The following is a 22,833-nucleotide window of genomic DNA, read 5'->3' on the forward strand; positions in this document are numbered from 1 at the left end:
TAGACCCAAATCAGCGGTTTAATCCGCCCGTCTCACCCGAATGAGGGGCGCTTCGCCATCGTCACGAGTGTTGGGTTGAGATGCGGTGGACGCTGCGGCACACGAGGCGAACGTGCCAGGGCGGACGGCGAAGTCGTGTGGTTCTGGCGCCCCGATGCAGGTGTCAAGTTCGTGAGAAGCAAGCTTCTCACTGATGACGGTGACAACAAAGCTGGTCTCACCGGGAAGAGCGCGAAGTAAGCCGTAAACCATCGCGCAGGGAAAGCCGGGTTGATTCCGGTTACACCTGTGGTCCTACCCCCGTGCTTTTTGTTGCACGGGACCCATGGGTGCGATCGGCACCCGGCTTTCCCTGCGCCCTCAGCGAGAAAAGAGGGCGGACAGCGATGCAAACCTCGGGTCCATCGTGCCGCGAGAAGGCGAAGCTGCGTCGAGAATGACCGACGGCACCGAAAATCGAAAATTTACATCGCAATATCAACTGCTTATGCTAATGGTCCCGCAGCCTCGCAGGCTTGAATTGCCATGGTCTATCGCCGCAGCATCGATGCCACCTCTTACGTGTTCGCGGACCTGCGCGACTTGCTCGCCAAGGCGACACCGCCGCGTTCCGGCGACCGGCTGGCCGGCATTGCGGCAGACAGCGCCGAGGAGATGATCGCGGCCCGCCTCGCGCTCGCCGACGTCCCGCTCACCCGATTCCTCAACGAGGCGGTGATCCCTTATGAGGACGACGAGGTCACCCGTCTGATCCTCGACAGCCATGATGCCGCGAGCTTTGCGCCGATCGCCTCGCTGACCGTCGGCGGCTTCCGCGACTGGCTGTTGTCGGATGCTGCGACCACCGACACACTGAAACAGGTGGCGCGCGGCATCACGCCGGAAATGGCGGCCGCGGTTTCCAAGTTGATGCGCAACCAGGACCTGATCCTGGTCGCGAGCAAATGCCGGGTGACGTCGCGCTTCCGCAACACCATCGGCCTGCGCGGGCGGATGAGCGCGCGGTTGCAGCCGAACCATCCTTTCGACGATGCGCGCGGCATTACAGCCTCGATCCTCGACGGGCTCCTGCTCGGGTCGGGTGACGCCTGCATCGGCATCAATCCGGCGAGTGACGATCCCAACGTGATCGGGACCCTGCTGCGGCTGCTCGACGACATCATCACGCGGCTGAAGATCCCGACGCAGGGCTGCGTGCTCACCCATGTCACGACCACGCTCGGCCTGATCGGGCAGGGGCTGCCGGTCGACCTCGTCTTCCAGTCGATCGCCGGCACCGAGGCGGCGAACCGCAGCTTCGGTGTCGACCTGGCGCTATTGAGCGAGGCGCGCGAGGCGGGCCTGTCGCTCCGCCGCGGCACGGTCGGCAGCAACGTGATGTATTTCGAGACGGGGCAGGGCTCGGCGCTGTCGGCCAGCGCGCATCACCAGGTCGACCAGCAGACCTGCGAGGCCCGCGCCTACGCGGTGGCCCGCGCCTTCGACCCGCTGCTCGTCAACAGCGTGGTCGGCTTCATCGGTCCCGAGTACCTCTACGACGGCAAGGAGATCATCCGTGCCGGGCTCGAGGATCATTTCTGCGGCAAATTGCTCGGCCTGCCGCTCGGTGTCGACGTCTGCTACACCAACCACGCCGAGGCCGACCAGGACGATATGGACAATCTGGCGACGCTGCTGGCGGCCGCCGGCGTCACCTTTATCATGGGGGTGCCGGGCGCTGACGACGTCATGCTGAACTACCAGTCGACCTCGTTCCACGACGCGCTCTATCTGCGCGACCTGTTCGGCCTGAAGCGGGCACCCGAATTCGACGACTGGCTGATGCGATCGGGCCTTGCGGACAAGGATTTCCGCCTTGCCGCCGATGCAGGGCTGCTGCCTGAATTCGCATCCAGGCTGCTCGCGTGAGGGGGGAGACTGAACTTCTCGAGCAACCTTCGCGCTGTTGTGACGTTAGCAGATGCCACAATATTGAAGAATTTCTGGCCCACGGATCAATGCCGTGCTTAGATTTGTTGGTGCTGCACTTGAGGGGGCTTGATGAGAGCTGAGGGCATTGAGACGGCACGACGTATCCTCTGCGTCTTTCCGCGCTATACGTCGGCCTTTGGGACCTTTGAATATGCCTACCCCCTGACCGATGGTGTCAAGGCGTTCATGCCGCCGCAGGGCTTGCTGTTGATCGCGGCCTATCTGCCCGAGAACTGGGCGGTCCGCTTCGTCGACGAGAATCTGCGCGCCGCCTCCCAGGATGATTTCGAGTGGGCGGATGCCGTGTTCGTCAGCGGCATGCATATCCAGCGCCAGCAGATGAACGATATCTGCCGGCGCGCGCATGGCTATGACCTGCCGGTTGCGATCGGCGGCCCGTCGGTGAGCGCCTGCCCGGATTACTACCCCTCGTTCGACTACCTCCATGTCGGCGAACTCGGCGACGCCACCAACGAGCTGATCAAGCGCCTGGCTGAGGACACCAGGCGTCCGGACGAGCAGGTCGTCCTGAAGACCATCGACCGCCTGCCGATGACGGAATTCCCGCTGCCGGCCTATGAGCTCGCCGAGACTCGAAAATATTTCCTCGGCAGCATCCAGTTCTCCTCCGGCTGTCCCTATCAGTGCGAATTCTGCGACATCCCTGGGTTGTATGGCCGCAATCCGCGGCTGAAGTCGCCGCAGCAGATCATCGCGGAGCTCGACAAGCTGCGTGAATGCGGCATGACCGATTCGATCTACTTCGTCGACGACAATTTCATCGGCAACCGCAAAGCCGCGGTCGAGTTGCTGCCGCATCTGATCGAGTGGCAGAAGCGCACCGGCTATGTCACGCGGCTCGCCTGCGAGGCTACGCTCAACATCGCCAAGCGGCCCGAGATCCTCGAGAAGATGCGCGAGGCCTTCTTCGCCACCATCTTCTGCGGCATCGAGACCCCCGATCCCGACGCGCTCAAGGCGATGCACAAGGACCACAACATGATGGTCCCGATCCTGGAGGGCGTGCGGACCATCAACTCCTACGGAATGGAGGTGGTCTCCGGCATCATCATGGGCCTCGATACCGACAAGCCCGAGACCGGCAACGCGCTGCTCTCTTTCATCGACGATTCGCGCATTCCGCTTCTGACCATCAACCTGCTGCAGGCGCTGCCGAAGACGCCGCTGTGGGATCGCCTTGAAAAGCAGGGTCGGCTGGTCGAGGACGAGGGCCGCGATTCCAACGTGCAATTCCTCTTGCCTTACGAAGACGTCGTCAACTCCTGGCGCAAATGCATGGAGGTCGCCTACCAGCCCGACAAGCTTTTCGCGCGCTACCAGTATCAATGCGACTACACCTACGCCAACCGCATCAAGGTGCCGGTTAGTCCGGAGATGAAATCCTGGCGCAATATCAGGCGCGGCCTGATCATGCTCCGCAATATCTTCTGGAAAGTCGGCGTGCTCGGCGACTACAGGCGCGCGTTCTGGAAATTCGCGCTGGGACGGCTCAAGCGCGGCGATATCGAGGGCCTGATCTCGGCATCGATGATCGCGCATCATCTGATCACGTTCGCGCGTGCGGCTTCCAGCGGGCAGCAGAACGCCTCGAACTATTCGATCCGGCTGCGCGAGGCCGCGGTCCCGGCCGAATAGGCGCAGCATGAGGCCTCCGGTGCCGCCGTCCCGTTCGCTCGCAGAGTTGCGGGCGCTGACGCCGGCGCGGGTCTCGCTCGGTCGCTGCGGCGCCAGTCTGCCGACCACGGCGCTGTTGTCCTTTACGCTCGACCATGCGCGCGCCCGCGATGCCGTCCACGCCGCATTCGATGTCGCAGGCATCGTGGCCGGGCTTGCCGGCCTCGGAATCGCGCCGGTCGGGGTGTCGAGCCAGGCGCGCAACCGGCGCGACTATCTGCGGCGTCCCGATCTCGGACGCATGCTCGATTCCGAATCGAAGCGCATGCTGGAGGGCAGGGGTGGCGCGCCGTGCCCATGTGCGATCGTCATCGGCGATGGCCTGTCGCCGACGGCGGTGAACGTCCATGCGGTCGAACTCGTCCGCCACCTCATGCCGCGACTCGCCGCGGACAAGATCGAGACCGGTGCGGTGGTCGTCGCCTCGGGCGCCCGCGTCGCGCTTGGCGACGAGATCGGCACCATCATCGGTGCGCGCATGCTGGTGATGCTGATCGGCGAGCGTCCCGGCCTGTCGGCGCCCGATAGTCTCGGCGCCTATCTTACCTTCGGGCCGCGAATCGGGCTGACTGATGCCGAGCGCAACTGCATCTCCAACGTCCACCGCGCGGGCCTGAGCTATGAGGAGGCTGCACTCAGGATTTCCTGGCTTGTGCGCGAAGGCCTGTCTCGCGGGATGACAGGAGTTGCACTGAAAGATGATAGTAGCGGCGGATCACTTCCGCGCGCGTTGTCGGAGTGTGACAAATCAGATACTTAGCGACCGCTTCTGGCGGTTCCGTACCTGCTTGACGTGGCTCTCGCGCTTGCGAGCAGAGGCTTCGACCTGTAAAACCGGCGCCGGTCAATATTCGCGTGTTTTCAAGGGCTAGCGCTGATCCTACGTGCTCAACGGCCTCAGTCGCGATCGGGACCCAAGCTAGAAAGATTGAGCCGTTTTCAGAACAGGACAGGGCATGCTCGAAAAGAACTCCGAAAGTCAGGTTCACGTCGAGAAGATCGAAGAGCCGCGGCCGGGGACCAGCATTGCATTCGGGCTCGAGCGGCTCGGCCTGATCCCGATGCGGGCGCCGATTCTGTCCTGCATCATCCTGGTCGTCCTGATGATCGCTGCCGTTTTCGGCGTCGAGCGGATCAAGATCGACGATTCGCTGTCCCAGCTGTTCCGCTCCAATTCCAAGGATTACAAGCAATACGAGGCTGTCACCAAGCGCTTCCCCGCGACCGAGTTCGACGTTCTCGTCGTCGTCGAAGGCAAGACGCTGCTTGCCCGCGACAATCTCGTGAAGCTGCGCGACATGGTTACCGACCTGCAACTCGTCGAGGGCGTGCGCGGCCTTGTCTCGCTGTTCTCGGCGCGCCAGGCGCCGGAGCCCGGCAAGCTGCCGGCGGCGTTGTTTCCGCCTGAACTCCCCGAGGGCGAGGCCTACAGCAAGTTTGTCGAGACCGTCAAAAGCAACGAGATCATCCGCGGCAAGCTGTTGTCGGAGGACGGTACGCTTGCGCTGATCGTGCTGTCGCTCGAGCCCGAGGTGGTCGGCAGCAACAAACTCGGCAAGGTGGTCGGCGACATCAGGAAGATCATGGCCGACGATCTCGGCGGTAGCGGGCTCAATGCCCAGCTCTCCGGCGTGCCGGTGATGCAGCTCGAGATCCGTAACGCGGTCGAGCGCGACGGGTTGACCTACAACATCCTCGGCATCCTCGCCGGCTGCATCATCGCCATCGTCTTTTTCCGCAAGATTTCCTTCATGGTGGCGGCTGCCTTCCCGCCGATGATCGCGATCCTGCTCGCGCTCGGCGGCCTCGGCTGGGCCAATTTCAATCTTAATATGTTCCTCAACGTGATGACGCCGCTCATCATGGTGATCAGCTTCTCCGACTCGATGCAGCTCACCTTCGCTGCGCGCGACCGGCTGATCGCCGGGCAGGACAAGTTCACCGCGTTCAAGAACGCGGTGCTGGTGGTCGGGCCGGCCTGCGTGCTGACCCACGGCACCGCAGGCATTTCCTTCATCGCCTTGCAGTTCTCGGATTCCGATTTGATCCGCAAGTTCGGCGAGGCGGGACTCGCCGCCACCATCATCGCGCTGATCGCGGTGTTGTCGCTGGTGCCCGTGTTCGGCGTGCTGTTCGTGCGCAACGAGAAGATCTTCGCAGTGAAATTTCAGAGCGCGGACGCCGGCGTGCAGGCGCTGCGCAATTTCTGCTACTGGATCGCCGTACGCATGGTGAGCCGTCCCGGGCTCTTCAGCCTGATCGCGGTCATCATCGTCGGCGGGCTCGGCATCATCTACGCCAATCTGGAGCCGCGTTACCGGCTCGCCGACCAGGTGCCGGACAAGCGCCAGGCCGTGGAGGCGTCGAGCCGTCTCGACGCCAAGCTGACCGGCGCCAATCCGATCGACGTGCTGATCGAATTCCCCAAGGGGGCTTTGCTGTATTCGCCGGAGACGCTGAACACGATCGCCGATGTCCACGCGATGGTCGAGAAAGCTGCCGGCGTCGGCAATGTGTGGTCGCTGGAAACGCTGCGGCGCTGGCTCGCGGAGAAGGCCGGCACGACCGACGTCGAGACGCTGAAGCAGTATGTCAGCGTGATCCCCGAGCATCTGGTGCGGCGTTTCATCTCCAAGGAGCAGGATGCGGTGGTGGTATCCGGCCGCGTGCCTGATCTTGATTCCAGTCAGATCCTGCCCGTTATCGAGAAACTCGACCATGCGCTCGACAAGGTCCGCGCCGAGCATCCCGGCTACGAGATCGCGGTCACCGGACTCTCGGCGATCGCCGCGCGCAATAGCGCCAACATGATCGAGAAGCTCAACCGCGGCCTGACCGTCGAATTCGCGCTGGTCGCGATCTTCATCGGGCTCGCGTTCCGCTCGGTCGTGGTGATGTTCTCCTGCATCCTGCCCGGCATCTTCCCGGTGGTGCTGTCGGGCACTGTGCTGTGGCTGCTGGGGGAGGGGCTGCAATTTGCCAGCGTCGTGGCGCTGACGGTGTCGTTCGGCCTGGGCCTGAGCGCTACTATCCACTTTCTCAACCGCCTGCGGCTCGAGACCAAGCCCGGCGTCACGCCGGAACTCGCAGTGGAACGCGCCACCGTGCTGGTCGGTCCGGCGCTGATCCTGACCACGGTGGTCCTGGCCTGCGGCCTCGTCGTCACCGTGTTTTCCGACCTGCCGTCGCTGCGGCTGTTCGGCTGGCTCAGCGCGTTCTCGATGGTGGCCGCGCTGGTCGCCGACCTCTTCATCCTGCGGCCGACGTCGATGTTCCTGATCAACCTGTCGCAGAAAATTCGCGGCAGGGCAGGACATCCGAAAGCGTTGGAATAGTCCCCCGGCAAATCAAAGGCCCGGTCCCGCGCAGGGGAGACCGGGCCTTTTGCATCTGCTGATGAAGACGTCAGCTCTTCGTCATCGTAATCGAGACGCCGCGGATCTCACCCTTGGAGTCAATCTGGACGACCTGCCTGGTGCCGTTGCTGCGCAGGTTCAGGTTCGCGGCAAAGCCGGCCGCTTCGACGAACACGTCGATGACGCCGCCGCCCGCCGTACCCTGCAGATTGCCGAAGATGTTGCGGCTCTTTTCGCTCCAATTCCCGGAGATGCGCTCGCCCTGGCTGGTCACCTCGCTGGAGAGATCGAATTTGTAGCTATCGCTCGCGCAGTGCAGGCTCTGTTTCAGGTTCAGGCCCCCCGGCGCGACTTTGTAGTCTGCCTTGCAGCGGATGTGTTCGGTGGACCCGTTCGACAGCGTCACAGTGCCCGAGCCGCTCCAGCTGCCGTCAAAGCCTGCAAATGGTCCGCCGGATTGCGCATGACTTGCCGAGACCGTCAGCAAGAGTGCGGCGCCGAGACCGGCAGCCTTGAACGCCCGCCCGGAAAGGCCGGATCCAAACAGAGTCATTGTGAATATTTCCCATCGAATCGAACGCTTCTCGTGGAAGAAACGTCCCGCCGCACCGAAAGTTTAGTGTCATCGCACAATGTTAGGTTCAAATCGCGGCAACATCGATCCTGGGCAAAATTGTGGTAAAAATAGCACACGAACATCAAAGCCTTATTGAAGGGTTTACAGCGTCGCAAATTTAGCCGCAATTTACAGTGCTTGTCGTGTGTTCGTTGCCGCGCTAGCGGCGTCTGCAATCCCAACAATCCGTCCCGGCATGCCGAAGCGCTTTTCGGGTACAGATTCCCTGCTGTCCGAAACGAAGGAATACGATGCGTAAATTTTTTCTGGCTCTTGCCTTGTTGTCGATCCCGCTTTCATCTGGCGCCTTTGCCGCCCAGCAGGCGCGTAGCGGCACTCCCGACGAGCAGAAGGCCTGTGCGCGCGATGTGCAGAAGCACTGCCGCGCCGTGATCGACCAAGGCGACTTCACCATTCTCGCCTGCCTGCAGCAGAATCGTCCCAAGATCAGCTCCGCCTGCGATCAGGTGCTGAAGAACCACGGCCAATAAGGCCGCGCACCTGCGGAACTGCCAAACGCTCGCGATCGGCATAGGTGCCGGTCACGGGCCGCATGTGCTGGCGGTCACAGATAGCATTGGTTTCGGCGGCGTATTCCCCTATATGGGGCTCGCCATCCCCGCATGCGCCGAGCGCGTGCGCCAAGCTATGAACAGTGCAGCCCAAATTTCCGATGACCACCGCGAGCGACCTGCGATCAGGAAAGACCCACCGCGACGAGAATTTCCCGGTCGCGTCGTGGATCATTCATCCACGACATCGTGCACTGATCCTGGCTTTCTATAATTTCGTCCGGACCGCCGACGATATCGCCGACCACTCGACGCTCCCCGCCGATGAGAAGCTGCGCTACCTCGACCTTCTCGAATCCGAATTGCTCGGTAACGGAGACACCGAGAAGGAAGCTGTCAGTCTGCGCCGTGCGCTCGCCGAACGCGGCATGCCGCCGCGCCACGCGCTCGACCTCCTGGTCGCGTTCCGCATGGACGTTACCAAGCTGCGCTACGAGGACTGGGACGACTTGATCGATTATTGCCGCTACTCGGCGATGCCGGTCGGGCGCTTCATGCTCGACGTGCATGGCGAGAGCACCTCGACCTGGATTGCCTCCGACGCGCTCTGCGCCGGCTTGCAGATCAACAACCACCTCCAGGATTGCGCCAAGGACTACAAGAACCTGAACCGCGTCTATCTGCCGCGGGATGCTCTGGCCGCGTCGGGCGCGACCGTCGAGATGCTCGGCGAAACAAGCTCGCCGCCGCCGCTGCTGCAATGCCTGCGGGCGCTCGCCGCGCGCAATGAGACGCTGTTGAACGAGGGCAGGCCGCTCGCCGCGGAGGTGAGGGACTTCAGGTTCGGACTCGAGATCTCGGTGATTCAGGCCTTCGCCGACAGGATCGTCAACATGCTCAAGGTGCGCGATCCGCTCAGCGAGCGCGTCCATCTGAGCCCGATCGAGTTGCTGCTGCGCAGCCTCGGCGGTGTCGCGAGCGAAGCCGCCCGCCGTGCGACGGGGCGGGGTTCGGTCTCCAAGACGGCGGCTGGCGCATGAGCCTCGAGACGACGGCCAACGCAGATTACGGGAACACCGCGTCCGGCAGCTCGTTCTACGCCGGCATGCGCATCCTGCCGCGCGCACAGCGCGAGGCGATGTTCCAGATCTACAGCTTCTGCCGCCAGGTTGACGACATTGCCGACTCCGACGGCCCGCGGCCGGAGCGGCTTGCCGCGCTGCAGCAGTGGCGCGACGATATCGATGCCCTCTATCAGGATCGCCCGCCAGCGCGCCTCAAGGATTACGTTGCCTCGGTGAAGACCTTCGGACTGAAGCGCGAGGATTTTCTCGCGATCGTCGACGGCATGGAGATGGATGTGCCGCAGGACATCCGCGCCCCCGACCTTGCGACACTCGATCTCTATTGCGATCGCGTGGCAAGCGCAGTCGGCCGGCTGTCGGTGCGGGTGTTCGGCCTGCCCGAGGAGGACGGCATCCTGCTCGCGCATCATCTCGGCCGCGCGCTGCAGCTCACCAACATTCTGCGCGATATTGATGAGGACGCAGCCCTCGGCCGTCTCTATCTGCCGCGCGAGTGGCTGTGGCACGCCGGCATCACCAATAACGATCCGGCGCGCGTCGTCGCAGAGCGCGCGTTGCCCAAGGTGTGCGCACCGCTCGTCGAGCGCGCCAAGATGCATTTCGCGAAGGCCGACGAGATCATGAAGCGCAATTCGCGTCGCGCGGTCCGTGCGCCGCGAATCATGTCGAAATACTACCGCATGATCCTCGATCTCCTGATCGCACGCGGATTCGCCGCGCCGCGCGCGCCGGTGCGCGTCTCCAAGGCCGCCAAGCTCGGCATTCTGCTTCGTTACGCGATCATCTGATGCAAAAGACTGTTCACATCATCGGCGCCGGCATTTCCGGCCTCTCGGCGGCCGTTCGGCTCGCCAGCGCCGAATACAAGGTGTTCGTGCACGAGGCGACGCAGCAGGCCGGCGGCCGCTGTCGCTCGTATTTCGACGCTGCCACCAACCTCACCATTGATAACGGCAACCATCTCCTGCTGTCGGGCAACCACCATGCGCTGAGTTACGCACGCTCGATCGGAACGGAGGCCGGCCTGGTCGGGCCGAAGCGCGCGCAGTTTCCGTTTGTCGACCTCTCGACCGGCCAGCGCTGGCAACTCGATCTCGGCGATTCCCGCCTGCCGCTGTGGGTGTTCGACGAGGGGCGCCGTGTCCCCGACACGAGTCTGCGCGACTACCTGGCATTGGCGCCGCTGGTCTGGGCAAGCACCGAGACCCTCGTCGGCAAGGTGATCCCGTGCAAGGGCACGCTGTATGATCGTCTGGTTCAACCGCTGTTGCTCGCGGCCCTCAATGTCGATCCGCCCGAGGGCTCGGCTGGACTCGCTGGCGCGATCGTGCGCGAGACGCTGCTCGCAGGCGGGCAGGCGTGCCGTCCGCTGATCGCGCGCGAAGGTTTGAGCTCGGTCCTGATCGAGCCGGCGGTGAAGCTGCTCTTGGAGCGCGGCAACAGCGTCCAGTTCGGCCACGAACTGCGCGCATTCGGCATGTCCGGCGACAGGGTCGCGCAGCTCGATTTCGGCGGTGACGACAGGGTCGCGCTGTCCGACGCCGATACGGTGGTGCTCGCGGTACCGCCGCGCGCCGCCGCCTCGCTGCTGCCGGGGCTGACCACGCCGACCAAATTCCGCGCGATCGTGAACGCGCATTTCCGCGTCGATCCGCCGCGCGATGCGGCGCCCATTCTCGGTGTGGTCGGCGGCCTCGTGGAGTGGCTGTTCGCCTTCCCGCAGCGGCTGTCGGTGACGATCAGCAATGGCGACCGCCTGGTCGACATGCCGCGCGAGGAACTTGCGCAGGCGATCTGGCACGACGTCCGCAAGGCATCGGGCGTTTCCGGCGACTTGCCGCCCTGGCAGCTCGTGCGCGAGCGCCGTGCCACTTTCGAGGCGACGCCGGAGCAGAACGCTCTGCGTCCAGGGCCCGCCACCGCGCAAAAAAACCTGTTTCTTGCCGGCGACTGGACTGCTACCGGGTTGCCAGCAACCATCGAGGGGTCGGTGCGGTCGGGTGACCGCGCCGCCGATCTGGTTCTTACCAGGCGCTAGATTCGACCCGTTGGAGCGGCCTCCGCTGTCGATCAGCCGGCCCGCGATGAAGAGGATATTGAGCGACATGCTTTCGAGGGATCACAGCCTCGCAGTCGACCCGGTCGCGCTGGAGAAGAGCATCTCCAAGGCAACCGAAGCGCTGCTCGGCTATCGCCAATCCGACGGACATTGGGTGTTCGAGCTCGAGGCCGACAGCACCATTCCGGCCGAGTACGTCCTGCTGCGTCACTATCTCGGTGAGCCCGTGGATGCCGAGCTCGAAGCCAAAATCGCCAGCTATCTCCGTCGCGTGCAGGGGGCGCATGGCGGCTGGCCGCAGGTGTACGATGGCCCGTTCGACATCAGCGCCAGCGTGAAGACGTACTTCGCTCTGAAGATGATCGGTGATTCCATCGATGCGCCGCATATGGTGCGGGCGCGCGAGGCAATTCTTGCGTACGGCGGAGCGTCGCGCAGCAATGTGTTCACGCGCTTTCTGCTCGCGCTTTACGGTATCGTGACCTGGCGCGCGGTGCCGGTGCTTCCGGTCGAGATCATGCTGCTGCCGATGTGGTCGCCGTTCCACATCAACAAAATCTCCTACTGGGCGCGCACCACGATGATCCCGCTCATGGTGCTGGCAGCGTTGAAACCGCGCGCGAAGAATCCGAAGGGCGTCAGCATCAACGAACTATTCGTGCAGGATCCGAAGTCGCTCCGCATGGCCCCGAAGGCGTCGCATCAAAGCGCGAGCTGGTTCTATTTGTTTCGCGCCTTGGATGGCGTGCTGCGTGTGGTCGAGCCGATGTTCCCCAGGAGTCTGCGGCAGCGCGCGATCGACGCCGCGCTCGCCTTCATCGAGGAGCGGTTGAACGGCGAAGACGGCATGGGCGCGATCTATCCGCCGATGGCCAACATCGTCATGATGTATGAGGCGCTCGGCAAGGATGAGAACTATCCGCCGCGCGCCAACACACGTCGCGGTCTCGACAGGCTGCTCGTGATCGGCGAACAGGAGGCTTATTGCCAGCCCTGCGTTTCGCCGGTGTGGGACACCGCGCTGACCTGCCACGCGCTGCATGAAGTGGGCGGCGACGAGGCCTTGGCCAGGATGAAGCAGGGGCTGGACTGGCTGAAGCCACGGCAGGTTCTGGAGCTGAAGGGCGACTGGGCGGTCAAGGCACCGAACGTTCGTCCAGGCGGTTGGGCGTTCCAGTACAACAACGACCATTACCCCGATCTCGACGATACCGCCGTGGTGGTGATGGCGATGGATCGAACGCGCCGGCAGACCGGGACCAGGGAATACGACGCGGCGATCGCGCGTGGTCGCGAGTGGATCGAGGGCTTGCAGAGCCGTGACGGCGGCTGGGCTGCCTTCGACGCCAATAACCTCGAATACCACCTCAACAACATCCCGTTTTCGGATCACGGCGCGCTCCTCGACCCGCCGACCGAGGACGTCACCGCGCGCTGCATCTCGATGCTGGCCCAGCTCGGCGAGACCGAGAAGACCAGCAAGGCCCTTGCCGACGGTATCGCCTATCTGCGCCGCACCCAGCTCGCCGAGGGCTCCTGGTATGGCCGCTGGGGCCTGAACTACATCTACGGCACCTGGTCGGTGCTCTGTGCGCTAAATGTCGCAGGGGTCGATCATGGTGACCCGATGATTCGGAAGGCCGTCGGCTGGCTGGTATCGATCCAGAATCAGGACGGCGGCTGGGGCGAGGACGCGGTGAGCTACCGCCTCGATTACAAGGGCTATGAGCGCGCGCCGTCGACCCCCTCCCAGACGGCATGGGCCTTGCTTGGGCTGATGGCGGTCGGAGAGGTGGAAAACCCGGCCGTGACACGGGGCATGGAGTACCTAAAGGCCACACAGACGGAAAAAGGGCTGTGGGATGAGGAGCGTTACACCGCTACGGGGTTTCCGCGGGTGTTTTACTTGCGATATCATGGTTACTCAAAATTCTTTCCGCTCTGGGCGATGGCGCGGTATCGAAATTTGAGAAGCACCAACAGCAGGGTGGTAGGGGTCGGGATGTGATTTTGGGGGCGGGGGCCGCCGAGACCGTGGGCAACAGAATCGATCCTCGGCCGGTATTGATTGTGACTGGACTGGTCCAGGAGGCCCGCATCGCGGCTGGGCCCGGCATGATCGTCATCTGCAGTTCCAGCGATCCGCAGCAGCTTCGTGCGCTGCTGGCGACGCTCGACCCGACGACGTTCCGCGGCGTGATTTCGTTTGGCGTGGCCGGCGGGCTCGATCCGTCGCTCAAATCGGGCGACGTCGTGGTCGCGACCGAGGTGACGGCGGGCGATACCCGTTTCCTGGCTGCATCCGCGCTGAACGAGGAGATGATCGCCAGCGCGGCGCTCAGGCGGCGCAGGATCGTCCGCGGCCGGCTCGCCGGCGTGGAGCAGGTGGTCGCGGCGAGAGCCTGCAAGGCCGCGCTGCGCTCGTTGACGGGGGCCGCAGCCGTCGACATGGAGAGCCACATCGCTGCGGGCTATGCCGCCAATGCGGGCATCCCCTTCGCCGCGCTGCGCGTGATCAGCGATCCCGCCGATCGGGCGCTGCCGGAACTCGCGAAGTCGGCGGTCAAGCCGAATGGCGATATTGACCTCGGCAAGGTGATGCGAGGGGTCGTCCGCAATCCCCTTACGCTGCGCGCCCTGGTCTCAACCGGCATCGACTTCAACCGCGCACTGCGCTCGCTGCGCGGTTGCCGCGGTTTCCTGCTCGGCAGCGACGCGCTGGTTCCGGCCGAGATCTGACCAATCGCTCGCTCGTCCTCGAGCGGGCAGGGCAAATTCCAAAACAAAGGCCCGATCGCGCGGCGATCGGGCCTTTGTCTTTTGTTGCGCCGGACGGCTCAGGCTGCCGTGGAGGCCTTCTGCTCCGCGGCCGCGGCCTTTTGCTGGGCGGCAAGTGCCTCGTCGCGGCGGATCTCGGAAAGCTTCTTCTGGACCTGCTCCGAGAAGATGTACTGAGCCGGGCGCTGCTTGGTGAGATTGATCTCGGGCGCCATCGGCCCTGTTGTCTTGATGCCGCGTAGCGCCACCCACATCGCCTTCAGCGGGTTGTTCAGCGCGGCGGTGGCCGCGGTCGGCTCGTAGCCGCAATGCGCCATGCAGTCCGCGCATTTCTCGTACTTGCCGGTGCCGTAGGAATCCCAGTCGGTGGTCTCCATCAGCTCCTTGAAGGTCTTGGCGTAGCCTTCACCGAGCAGATAGCAGGGCTTCTGCCAGCCGAAGATGTTGCGCGCCGGCATGCCCCAGGGCGTGCAGTCATAGGACTGGTTGCCGGCAAGGAAGTCGAGGAACAGGCCGGAATGCATGAAGTTCCACTTCTTGCCCTTCCCGAGCGCAAAGACGTCGCGGAACAGCTTCTTGGTCTTGGTGCGGTTCAGGAAGTGCTCCTGGTCGGGCGCACGTTCATAGGCGTAACCCGGCGACATCGACACGCCGACGCCGAGCTCAGTGGTCAGGTCAAGGAATTTCGCGATCTCCTCGGCCGGGTGGCCGTCGAAGATCGTGGCGTTGACATTGACGGTGAAGCCGCGCGCCTTTGCCGCCTTGATCGCGGACACCGCGCGGTCGAACACGCCCTTCTGCGAAACCGCCTTGTCGTGATGATCCCTGAGGCCGTCGAGATGCACCGAGAAGAACAGGTACGGGGAGGGCTCGAACAGATCGAGCTTCTTCTCAAGCAACAGCGCGTTGGTGCACAGCGAGACGAACTTCTTGCGCGCGACCAAGCCGCGCACGATCTCGCCAATCTCCTTGTGGATCAGAGGCTCGCCGCCGGGGATGGCCACCATCGGTGCGCCGCACTCGTCGGCCGCGTCCCAGCACTCCTGAGCCGTCATGCGGCGGTTGAGGATCGCATCCGGATAATCAATTTTGCCGCAGCCGACGCAGGCGAGATTGCAACGAAACAGCGGCTCGAGCATCAGCACAAGCGGATAGCGTTTGCGGCCAAGCAGCTTCTGCTTGATCAGGTAGCCACCGATGCGCATTTCCTTGAAGAACGGTATAGCCATTAGCGAATTTTCTTTCTGGACCAGGTGGGTGTATTTGGATCAGGCCGCACTCAGTTCGGCAGGCAGCCGGAATTCGATATTCTCTTCACGGCCCGGAAGGATCGAGACCGCGACTGGCCCGATCCGCCGCAAGGCCTCGATCACGTCGTCGACCAGAACCTCGGGCGCCGAGGCGCCTGCGGTGATGCCGACGGCTGTTGCATCCTTGAGCCAATCGGGATTGAGCTCGCTGCCATCGGCAATAAGGTAACTCGCCACGCCAACCTCGGTGCCGATTTCGCGAAGCCTGTTTGAATTGGAACTGTTGGCGGCCCCCACCACCAATATGACGTCCACGAGTTTGCTGAGGTCCCTTACCGCAGATTGGCGGTTCTGTGTGGCATAGCAGATATCCCGGATGTCCGGGCCTTGAATGTCTTTAAATTTTGCCTGAAGGGCCGCGATAATGTCCTTGGTGTCGTCCACGGACAGGGTCGTTTGGGTGATATAGGCGACCGGGGTATCGGTCGGTAGCGTCAGTTCCGCAACGTCATCAACGCTTTGGACGAGGAGAACCGGACCTGGAACCTGGCCCATGGTTCCCTCGACCTCGGGGTATCCGGCATGGCCGATCAGGATCAGGGCCCGGCCTTTTGCGATGTAGCGTTTGCCCTGGTTGTGGACCTTGCTGACGAGCGGGCAGGTGGCATTGAGCACCGGCAGGTCGCGCGCGGCGGCCTCCTCCTCGACGCTCCTTGCCACGCCATGGGCGCTGAACACGGTCACCGCCCTGGGAGGTACTTCGGACAGGTCCTCGACGAAGATGGCTCCCTTCCCTTTCAGGCTCTCGACGACGTACTTGTTGTGAACGATCTCGTGGCGCACATAGACCGGCGGGCCGAATTTATCGAGCGCACGCTCGACGATTTCGATCGCGCGCACCACGCCCGCGCAAAAACCGCGCGGCTGAGCAAGGAAAACTTCCATCGAACGTTCACTACGCAAAGTGCACCATTTTCATTCAACGTACGGCCATTTGGCGCCGCACTTCATCGGGCCGGACATCCGCAACGCGAGCTGCAATATCCGCACCACGCCGGTCCCTGCACTCAACGGAAGCCCCAAGCGCTATGGAAGGACAGGGGTTTGTGGCAAAAAATAAGCGCCGAGGAAAGATCCGCCAGCCTGAGAAAGGCTATTTACGGTATTATAGTATGCTCAATGGGCGCGAGCCCCTCACTTGTTCGTCACTTTATTGCCCATTGAGGCGGTCTATACCGACGACTCGCGGCCGTTTTCCTGTTGTTTGGTTCCTCGTCGGCAATCTGCCGCACACACTAACCAAAACAACATTAGATCGGCTGCGGGAACTCCGCTAGACAGCGGGCGTTTTCGGCCATGCTTCCCTAAGATTAGAAAGATACCAAGTGCTGACAAATATTGTTGTCTCGGTTGTCAGGACGTGTACGCGCTTTGCCCTTCCTGTCGTGCTTTTTTCCTTGATCCTGGCGGTTGGGGCCGGCTTCTACGCGGCCCGCAATTTCGCGATCAACACTGACATCAACAAGCTGATCTCGCCCGATCTGGATTGGCGCAAGCGCGACAACCAGTTCGAGCAGGCGTTCGACCGTGAACGGCTGATCCTGGCGGTGGTCGAGGCGCCGACGCCCGAGCTGACCAGTTCAGCGGCGAGGGCGCTCGCAGAAAAGCTGTCCGAAGACAAGACGAACTTCGAGTCGGTGACGCCACTTGGCTCCGGCGAGTTCTTCGAAAGAAACGGTCTTCTGTTTCTGCCGACCGACGAGGTCGCCAAGGTGACTGGCCAGCTCGCATCGGCTGCGCCCCTGATCGAGATCATGGCCGGCGACCCCTCGATTCGCGGCCTCACCGGTGCGCTCGAAACCGGCCTTGCCGGCATAAAGCGCGGGCAGGTGAAGCTCGACAATGCCGCGCGTCCCTTCAACCAGATCGCCGAAACAGTCGAGACCATCCTGGCCAAGGGCAACGCGACGTTCTCGTGGCGCGAGCTGACCAGCGAAACGCCGCTGACGGACTCCGACAAGCGCGCCTTCATCGAGGTCAAGCCGATCATCGACTATTCCGCGCTGGAGCCGGGGAAGTCTGCGACCGACGCGATCCGACAGGCGGCCGCCGACCTGAAATTCCCTGCCGAATATGGCGCGCGGGTCCGCCTGACCGGGCCGGTTCCGATCGCCAATGAGGAATACGCGACCGTGCAGGACGGCGCGATCAGGAACGGCATAGGCACGGTGCTGATCGTGCTTGTCATCCTCTGGATGGCGCTGCATTCCGGCAAGATCATCTTCGCGGTGTTCCTGAACCTGTTCATCGGTCTTGCCATCACCACGGCCGTCGGTCTGATGATGGTGGGTTCGCTGAACCTGCTCTCGATCGCGTTCGCCGTGCTGTTCGTCGGCCTCGGCGTCGACTTTGGCATCCAGTTCAGCGTGCGCTACCGCTCCGAGCGGTTCAAGAATGACAACCTGACGCTGGCGCTCGAGAACGCGGCGCGCCGTTCGGCGGTGCCGCTATCGCTCGCGGCGATGGCCACTGCGGCGGGCTTCCTCTGTTTCCTGCCGACCGACTACAAGGGCATCTCCGAGCTGGGCAAGATTGCCGGCGCCGGCATGCTGGTGGCCTTCGTCACCAGCATCACGGTGCTGCCGGCGTTGCTCGACCTGCTCAATCCGCCCGGCGAGAAGGAGCCGGTCGGCTATGCCTTCCTCGCGCCGGTCGACGACTTCCTCGAAAAGCACCGCATTGCGATCATCGTCGGAACGCTGCTCGTCACGGTCGCGGGCCTGCCGTTGCTTCACTTCATGAAGTTCGACTTCAACCCGATAAACCTGCGCAATTCCAAGGTGGAATCGATCGCGACGTTCCTCGATCTCAGAAAGGATCCGAACACCGGGGCCAACGCCATCAACGTGATGACCAACTCGGAGGCCGACGCCAGGAAGATCGAGGCGAAGCTCGAGAAGTTGCCCGAAGTGCTGCGGGTGATGTCGCTCGACAGTTTCGTGCCCCAAGACCAGCCGGCCAAGCTCAAGCTGATCGCGCAGGCGGCGAAGGTGCTCGGTCCGGCGCTCAATCCCGATTCGGTCGATCCGGCACCGTCGGACCAGGAGAATGTCGAGTCGCTGAAGAGCTCGGTCGAGAACCTGCGCAAGACTGCGGGCGACGGCAAGGGGCCGGGCGCAATTGCGGCGCGCCGGCTTGCCGATGCGCTGCAGAAGCTCGCCGACTCGAACCAGGCGATCCGCGACAAGGCGCAGGCGATCTTCATCGCGCCCATGAAGATCGTGTTCGACCAGCTCAAGAATTCGCTGCAGGCCCAGACCATCACGTTGCAAACGCTGCCGCCGGAACTGGTGGAAGGCTGGAAGGCGCAGGACGGCCTGATGCGGGTCGAGGTGCTGCCGAAGGGCGATCCCAACGACAACGACAATCTGCGCCGTTTCGCCGACGCAGTGCTCGCCGCCGAACCGACCGCGATCGGCGGGCCGGTCTCGATCCTCAAGTCCGGTGACGTTGTGGTGAGGGCTTTCATCCACGCCGGCATCTGGGCGCTGGTCGTGATCAGCCTGTTGCTGTGGCTGACACTGCGGCGGGTCACCGACGTGTTGATGACGCTGGTTCCGCTTCTGGTCGCGGGCATCGTCACGCTGGAGATTTGCGTGCTGATCGGCCTGCCGCTCAACTTCGCCAATATCGTCGCGTTGCCGCTGCTGCTCGGCGTCGGCGTCGCCTTCAAGATCTACTACGTCACCGCGTGGCGGCAGGGCAGGACCAACCTGCTGCAATCGAGCCTGACGCGCGCGATCTTTTTCAGCGCGCTGACTACAGCGACGGCGTTCGGCAGCCTGTGGCTGTCAAGTCATCCCGGCACCGCGAGCATGGGCAAGCTGCTTGCGCTGTCGCTCGGGACCACGCTCGCGGCTGTGTTGCTGTTCCAGCCCGCGCTAATGGGCAAACCGCGCAATGTCGGGAAGGAGACAGATATCTCCAACGACGTCACCTGACGGCGAGGCGGCCATCTGCTTCTGGCCCGCCTTGGGGGCCGGCGGCACTTGGCCCGTGGTTTTCGGTGGCTGCGGATTGGTCGTTGCGGCCGACTTGGGCGCGGCTCCCTTCGTCGCGCCAGTGGCGGCAGCGCTTGCGGGAATCGGCGGGCCGACGCGCGTCCAGGTCTCGCCGCCGCAGAGGAAGCCAAGCACGCAGCCCTGGATTTCCAACTGATCGGCGCCAACAGGCTTGATCGTCGAGCTGTAAAGCTGCCCGTCCTTGGCGTTGTAGACTTGGCCCTCCCACGCATCGACTCCGGCTTTCTTCTTCATGTCGATCAGAATCGGCATGCCGAGCGTTGGCCGGGTTTGCTTCGCCGGATCGGGATTGTTGCTATCCTTCCCGCCGGGGGTTTTCTCCCACGCTACCGCACCCCACATGCTGCCATTGCACTGGGCGACGCGGATGGTGGCGACACCATCGGCGACCTTCCAGTCACCTGTCGGGTCTGCCGCCAATGCCGGAGATAGCACCGTGGCCAAAAATAAACTTGTAAAGCCTATTGTACGCGTGAACGTTCTTGGGCAGTGCAACATGGTCCAAACCTGTGCTTAAGTAGACGATCCGAGCGGGGGGCAAAACGCCGCTATCGGGCGTTTTATGTTGACGAGATGGCCATCAACCGACGTATGTAACAAATGCTAGGTTCCAATTTAGACGTTTCCGAGATTTTTGTGGAGCGTGAAGGGCAACGCGGTGCCATGCACACGCGTCACCTGAACGAACAGCTTGTTCGCGTTCTCAAGACCATTGGTTACGACGTCGGTTTCCGAAAGGGGCAAGGCCAATACCTCTTCGATCGTCAGGGGGCTCGTTATCTCGATTTATTGAGTGGATTTGGCGTTTTTGCGATTGGCCGGAATCATCCGGCGCTGCGCGAGGCGCTGAAGAGCGTGCTCGACGCCGATTTGCCCAACCTGGTGCAACTCGACGTCTCCACACTCGCCGGCGTACTCGCGGAACGCTTGGTGGAGCATGTGCCATATCTGGACAAGGTGTTTTTTGCAAATTCAGGCGCCGAGACCGTCGAGGCAGCGATCAAATTCGCTCGCGGCGCGACCGGCCGCCCCGGCGTCGTCTACTGCACCCATTCGTTCCATGGCTTGTCCTATGGGGCGCTGTCACTGACCGACGACGCGAACTTCCGCGGCGGCTTCGAGCCGCTGCTGCCGGGCTGCACGCCGGTTCCCTTCAATGATCTCGAAGCGCTCGAGAAGGCCTTGTCGTCGCGACAGGTGGGCGCGTTCATCGTCGAGCCGATCCAGGGCAAGGGCGTCAACATGCCCACCGACGAGTTCCTGCCCGGCGCGCTGGCGCTATGCCGCAAATACGGCACCTTGTTCGTCGCCGACGAGATCCAGACCGGCATCGGCCGCACCGGGAAATTCCTCGCGATCGAGCACTGGGGCGTCGAGCCTGACATGGTGCTGCTGGCGAAGGCGCTCTCCGGCGGACACGTTCCGATTGGCGCCCTGCTCACGCGCAAGCACATCTTCGACAAGATCTTTAACCAGATGGACCGCGCGGTCGTGCACGGCTCGACCTTCGCGAAGAACGATCTCGCGATGGCCGCAGGCATCGCGACGCTTGATGTCATCAAGGCCGAGCGGCTGGTCGAACGTGCCGCGAAGCGCGGCGCCGAGCTGCGGCTCGCCCTGACCCGCATGGTCCCGGGCTACGAACTGATGAAGGAAGTCCGCGGCAAGGGCCTGATGATCGGCGTCGAGTTCGGTCCACCGAAATCGCTGCGGCTGAAGGCGTCGTGGAATCTGCTGGAGACGGCCAACAAGGGTCTGTTCTGCCAGCTCATCACCGTGCCGCTGTTCAAGGATCACAAGATCCTGACGCAAGTCGCCGGCCACGGCAGCCACACCATCAAGCTGTTGCCGCCGCTCGTCATCACCGAGGACGATTGCAACTGGATCGAGAAGGCGTTCGACGAGGTGATCGCCGGCAGCCACAAGGTCCCCGGCGCAATCTGGTCGCTCGGCAAGACGCTGGTCGACAACGCGGTCAGGAAGTCGGCGTAAGGCAAGACCACTTCGTAGGCCGTCACCCCTCCTTGTTCGCCCGCATCGCGGTCTCAAACTTTTCGCCGAACTCCGACAATTCGTCGGCGCCGAGGTCGCTCACCGCCCAGTAGTTGAGGCCGCGGTCGCTCCAGCGGCGGATGTTGAAGCCCTGCAGCGTCGAGATCTTCGCGGGCTGGCGCTCGGTATTCGCGGTTTGTGCCACGAACAGATTGATCACGTGCTGGCGCCGCTTGTAGACCACGGCGCCGATGGCGCGGGCGTCGACATAATCGAGCCGGCCGCCAATCAGCGTAAAACCCTGCGCCGTGAGATCGATCACCGGCGGCGAGACGTCGAGCTTGCCGTTGAACCAGGGCTTCACCGTATGCTGGTCGGTCGAGACCACGTCGGTGAGATGCCCGGCCTGTAGCGAGCGCAGATGCGCCGACACCACCTCGGAGCGGATGCGCTGCTCGTCGTCGTTGCGCAGCACGATCGCGACCAGGCCGGTCGCGGCCATCGCCGACACCGCCGAGCCGAGCGCAAAGCCGCGCAGCACTGCGCGGCGGCTCGGGGCTGCTTGCGGCTGCGGCAGCGCCTTCTCGATCCGGCGGCGCAGCTCGAGCGGCGCCTTGTAGCGCAGATCGGCTTGCCCCATCGCCTGGCTGATCTCGCGATAGTCCCTCGCCAGTGCGGCGCAATGCGCACAGCTCGCGATATGAGCTTCCACCTCGCGCGCATGGCCGGCATCGAGTTCGCCGTCGATCAGCGCGTGAAGCAGCACTTCGGCTTCCTCGCATGTCATTTCGCTTGCTCCTGTTCCGCAAGCCAGGCCGATCGCAGCATGGCGCGGGCACGCGCGAGGCGCGACATCACGGTGCCAACGGGCACGGCGGCGACGTCGGCGATCTCGCGGTATGAAAGATCCTGGATTTCCCTGAGTACGAAGGTCTCGCGGAACGGCTCGGCGAGCGCTGCGACCAGCTTGCGCACGGTGTCGCCGTCGAAGCGGCGCAGCATCTGCCTTTCCGGCGTGTCGGGCGTTTCGTGCCACAGCGGTGTCTGCTCGGCGCTTTCGGGCAGTTCCTCGGTCGCGGTCACCGGCGCGGTCGCGCGTCGCGCATATTCGGCGCGGCAGACATTGCGCAGGATCGCGAACAGCCACGGCTTCATCGCGGGTCCCCGATAGCTGTCGAAATGCTTGTAGGCGCGCAGGTAACATTCCTGCACCGCATCCTCGGCGTCGGCCGCATCGCGCAGCAGGTAGCGCGCGAGGGTGTAGGCATCGTCCAGATAGGGCAGCGCGGCTTCGCGAAAGCGCCGTGCTCTTTCGGGATCGTCCTGCGATGCTTTGGCAGCCATCGTCTCTTGCCCGGCATTTCCATGAGGCGTTCCTGCCCGGCCAGGGGCGGCAGCCCACCGGCCGGGCATTGTTGTGATGCCTTGGTTGGACAC

Annotated in this window: 18 protein-coding genes; 12 read left to right on the forward strand and 6 right to left on the reverse strand. The window is 63.3% G+C overall.

The features are described 5' to 3' along the window. Nucleotides 1-525: 525 nt before the first annotated feature. The 4 genes from JQ553_RS15485 (at nt 526) to JQ553_RS15500 (ending at nt 7,001) form a co-directional block, all read left to right on the forward strand. Nucleotides 526-1,908 (forward strand): ethanolamine ammonia-lyase subunit EutB, encoded by a 1,383-nt coding sequence (locus JQ553_RS15485; RefSeq protein WP_212500819.1) that lies wholly within the window; start codon nt 526-528, stop codon nt 1,906-1,908. Between the two features lie 132 nt (nt 1,909-2,040). Beyond that, on the forward strand, nt 2,041-3,627 hold the full coding sequence (locus JQ553_RS15490) for a B12-binding domain-containing radical SAM protein (RefSeq protein ID WP_212500820.1): 1,587 nt from the start codon (nt 2,041-2,043) through the stop codon (nt 3,625-3,627). Nucleotides 3,628-3,634: 7 nt separating this feature from the next. Then, a complete protein-coding gene (gene eutC / locus JQ553_RS15495; RefSeq protein WP_212500821.1) occupies nt 3,635-4,426 on the forward strand; it encodes an ethanolamine ammonia-lyase subunit EutC in 792 nt (263 codons plus the stop codon). A gap of 196 nt (nt 4,427-4,622) precedes the next feature. After that, entirely contained in the window at nt 4,623-7,001 is a 2,379-nt protein-coding gene (locus JQ553_RS15500) for an RND family transporter (RefSeq protein WP_212500822.1), read from the forward strand. 70 nt (nt 7,002-7,071) lie between these two features. Here the strand turns inward: JQ553_RS15500 and JQ553_RS15505 are convergent, their stop codons facing one another. Further along, nucleotides 7,072-7,575: a hypothetical protein gene (locus JQ553_RS15505; protein ID WP_212500823.1), complete on the reverse strand. Its 504-nt coding sequence runs from the start codon at nt 7,573-7,575 to the stop codon at nt 7,072-7,074. 314 nt (nt 7,576-7,889) lie between these two features. Between JQ553_RS15505 and JQ553_RS15510 the strand changes: the two genes are divergently transcribed. The 6 genes from JQ553_RS15510 to JQ553_RS15535 all read left to right on the forward strand — a co-directional run bounded on the left by JQ553_RS15510 (nt 7,890) and on the right by JQ553_RS15535 (nt 14,033). Further along, nucleotides 7,890-8,129 (forward strand): hypothetical protein, encoded by a 240-nt coding sequence (locus tag JQ553_RS15510; protein WP_212500824.1) that lies wholly within the window; start codon nt 7,890-7,892, stop codon nt 8,127-8,129. Between the two features lie 182 nt (nt 8,130-8,311). After that, nucleotides 8,312-9,190, forward strand: coding sequence for a squalene synthase HpnC (hpnC, locus tag JQ553_RS15515; RefSeq protein ID WP_212500825.1), 879 nt, complete (start codon nt 8,312-8,314; stop codon nt 9,188-9,190). After that, a complete protein-coding gene (gene hpnD, locus JQ553_RS15520) occupies nt 9,187-10,023 on the forward strand; it encodes a presqualene diphosphate synthase HpnD (RefSeq protein WP_212500826.1) in 837 nt (278 codons plus the stop codon). The genes hpnC and hpnD overlap by 4 nt, the downstream gene beginning before the upstream one ends. Then, nucleotides 10,023-11,273 (forward strand): hydroxysqualene dehydroxylase HpnE, encoded by a 1,251-nt coding sequence (hpnE, locus tag JQ553_RS15525; RefSeq protein ID WP_212500827.1) that lies wholly within the window; start codon nt 10,023-10,025, stop codon nt 11,271-11,273. The genes hpnD and hpnE overlap by 1 nt, the downstream gene beginning before the upstream one ends. Before the next feature lie 67 nt (nt 11,274-11,340). Continuing rightward, nucleotides 11,341-13,302 carry a squalene--hopene cyclase gene (shc, locus tag JQ553_RS15530; RefSeq protein WP_212500828.1) on the forward strand — a complete coding sequence of 654 codons (1,962 nt, stop codon included), beginning with the start codon at nt 11,341-11,343 and terminating at the stop codon, nt 13,300-13,302. Continuing rightward, on the forward strand, nt 13,299-14,033 hold the full coding sequence (locus JQ553_RS15535) for a phosphorylase (RefSeq protein ID WP_212500829.1): 735 nt from the start codon (nt 13,299-13,301) through the stop codon (nt 14,031-14,033). The genes shc and JQ553_RS15535 overlap by 4 nt, the downstream gene beginning before the upstream one ends. Nucleotides 14,034-14,131: 98 nt before the next feature. Here the strand turns inward: JQ553_RS15535 and hpnH are convergent, their stop codons facing one another. Together hpnH and ispH are read right to left on the reverse strand one after the other, a co-directional pair. After that, nucleotides 14,132-15,301 (reverse strand): adenosyl-hopene transferase HpnH, encoded by a 1,170-nt coding sequence (hpnH, locus tag JQ553_RS15540; RefSeq protein ID WP_212500830.1) that lies wholly within the window; start codon nt 15,299-15,301, stop codon nt 14,132-14,134. Nucleotides 15,302-15,340: 39 nt separating this feature from the next. Next, complete coding sequence (ispH, locus tag JQ553_RS15545; protein WP_212500831.1) at nt 15,341-16,267, reverse strand: 4-hydroxy-3-methylbut-2-enyl diphosphate reductase; 927 nt, start codon at nt 16,265-16,267, stop codon at nt 15,341-15,343. 440 nt (nt 16,268-16,707) lie between these two features. Between ispH and JQ553_RS15550 the strand changes: the two genes are divergently transcribed. Then, complete coding sequence (locus JQ553_RS15550) at nt 16,708-19,323, forward strand: MMPL family transporter (protein WP_212500832.1); 2,616 nt, start codon at nt 16,708-16,710, stop codon at nt 19,321-19,323. Here JQ553_RS15550 and JQ553_RS15555 read toward each other — a convergent pair. Continuing rightward, nucleotides 19,264-19,902, reverse strand: coding sequence for a DUF2147 domain-containing protein (locus JQ553_RS15555; protein ID WP_212500833.1), 639 nt, complete (start codon nt 19,900-19,902; stop codon nt 19,264-19,266). The genes JQ553_RS15550 and JQ553_RS15555 overlap by 60 nt on opposite strands. A gap of 102 nt (nt 19,903-20,004) precedes the next feature. Between JQ553_RS15555 and hpnO the strand changes: the two genes are divergently transcribed. Next, nucleotides 20,005-21,396, forward strand: a complete 1,392-nt coding sequence (gene hpnO, locus JQ553_RS15560) for an aminobacteriohopanetriol synthase HpnO (protein WP_212500834.1) — start codon at nt 20,005-20,007, stop codon at nt 21,394-21,396. A gap of 22 nt (nt 21,397-21,418) precedes the next feature. On the opposite strand, the gene JQ553_RS15565 is transcribed toward hpnO, so the two are convergent. Together JQ553_RS15565 and JQ553_RS15570 are read right to left on the reverse strand one after the other, a co-directional pair. Then, a complete protein-coding gene (locus JQ553_RS15565; protein ID WP_212500835.1) occupies nt 21,419-22,183 on the reverse strand; it encodes an anti-sigma factor in 765 nt (254 codons plus the stop codon). Next, nucleotides 22,180-22,740, reverse strand: a complete 561-nt coding sequence (locus JQ553_RS15570; RefSeq protein WP_212500836.1) for a sigma-70 family RNA polymerase sigma factor — start codon at nt 22,738-22,740, stop codon at nt 22,180-22,182. Before JQ553_RS15570 ends, JQ553_RS15565 begins: the two co-directional genes overlap by 4 nt. Between the last annotated feature and the right edge of the window lie 93 nt (nt 22,741-22,833).

Origin of the sequence: Bradyrhizobium lablabi (genome assembly GCF_018131005.1) — a bacterium.
GTDB lineage: Bacteria > Pseudomonadota > Alphaproteobacteria > Rhizobiales > Xanthobacteraceae > Bradyrhizobium > Bradyrhizobium lablabi_D.

Bases quoted from the DNA above. Each gene is read 5' to 3' on its own strand.
- JQ553_RS15570 (WP_212500836.1), bottom strand. From the start codon at position 22,740: ATGGCTGCCAAAGCATCGCAGGACGATCCCGAAAGAGCACGGCGCTTT.
- JQ553_RS15555 (WP_212500833.1), bottom strand. From the start codon at position 19,902: ATGTTGCACTGCCCAAGAACGTTCACGCGTACAATAGGCTTTACAAGT.
- JQ553_RS15490 (WP_212500820.1), top strand. From the start codon at position 2,041: ATGAGAGCTGAGGGCATTGAGACGGCACGACGTATCCTCTGCGTCTTT.
- hpnC (WP_212500825.1), top strand. From the start codon at position 8,312: ATGACCACCGCGAGCGACCTGCGATCAGGAAAGACCCACCGCGACGAG.
- JQ553_RS15485 (WP_212500819.1), top strand. From the start codon at position 526: ATGGTCTATCGCCGCAGCATCGATGCCACCTCTTACGTGTTCGCGGAC.
- hpnH (WP_212500830.1), bottom strand. From the start codon at position 15,301: ATGGCTATACCGTTCTTCAAGGAAATGCGCATCGGTGGCTACCTGATC.
- hpnE (WP_212500827.1), top strand. From the start codon at position 10,023: ATGCAAAAGACTGTTCACATCATCGGCGCCGGCATTTCCGGCCTCTCG.
- shc (WP_212500828.1), top strand. From the start codon at position 11,341: ATGCTTTCGAGGGATCACAGCCTCGCAGTCGACCCGGTCGCGCTGGAG.
- hpnD (WP_212500826.1), top strand. From the start codon at position 9,187: ATGAGCCTCGAGACGACGGCCAACGCAGATTACGGGAACACCGCGTCC.
- JQ553_RS15510 (WP_212500824.1), top strand. From the start codon at position 7,890: ATGCGTAAATTTTTTCTGGCTCTTGCCTTGTTGTCGATCCCGCTTTCA.
- ispH (WP_212500831.1), bottom strand. From the start codon at position 16,267: ATGGAAGTTTTCCTTGCTCAGCCGCGCGGTTTTTGCGCGGGCGTGGTG.
- hpnO (WP_212500834.1), top strand. From the start codon at position 20,005: ATGCTAGGTTCCAATTTAGACGTTTCCGAGATTTTTGTGGAGCGTGAA.
- JQ553_RS15500 (WP_212500822.1), top strand. From the start codon at position 4,623: ATGCTCGAAAAGAACTCCGAAAGTCAGGTTCACGTCGAGAAGATCGAA.
- JQ553_RS15565 (WP_212500835.1), bottom strand. From the start codon at position 22,183: ATGACATGCGAGGAAGCCGAAGTGCTGCTTCACGCGCTGATCGACGGC.
- eutC (WP_212500821.1), top strand. From the start codon at position 3,635: ATGAGGCCTCCGGTGCCGCCGTCCCGTTCGCTCGCAGAGTTGCGGGCG.
- JQ553_RS15505 (WP_212500823.1), bottom strand. From the start codon at position 7,575: ATGACTCTGTTTGGATCCGGCCTTTCCGGGCGGGCGTTCAAGGCTGCC.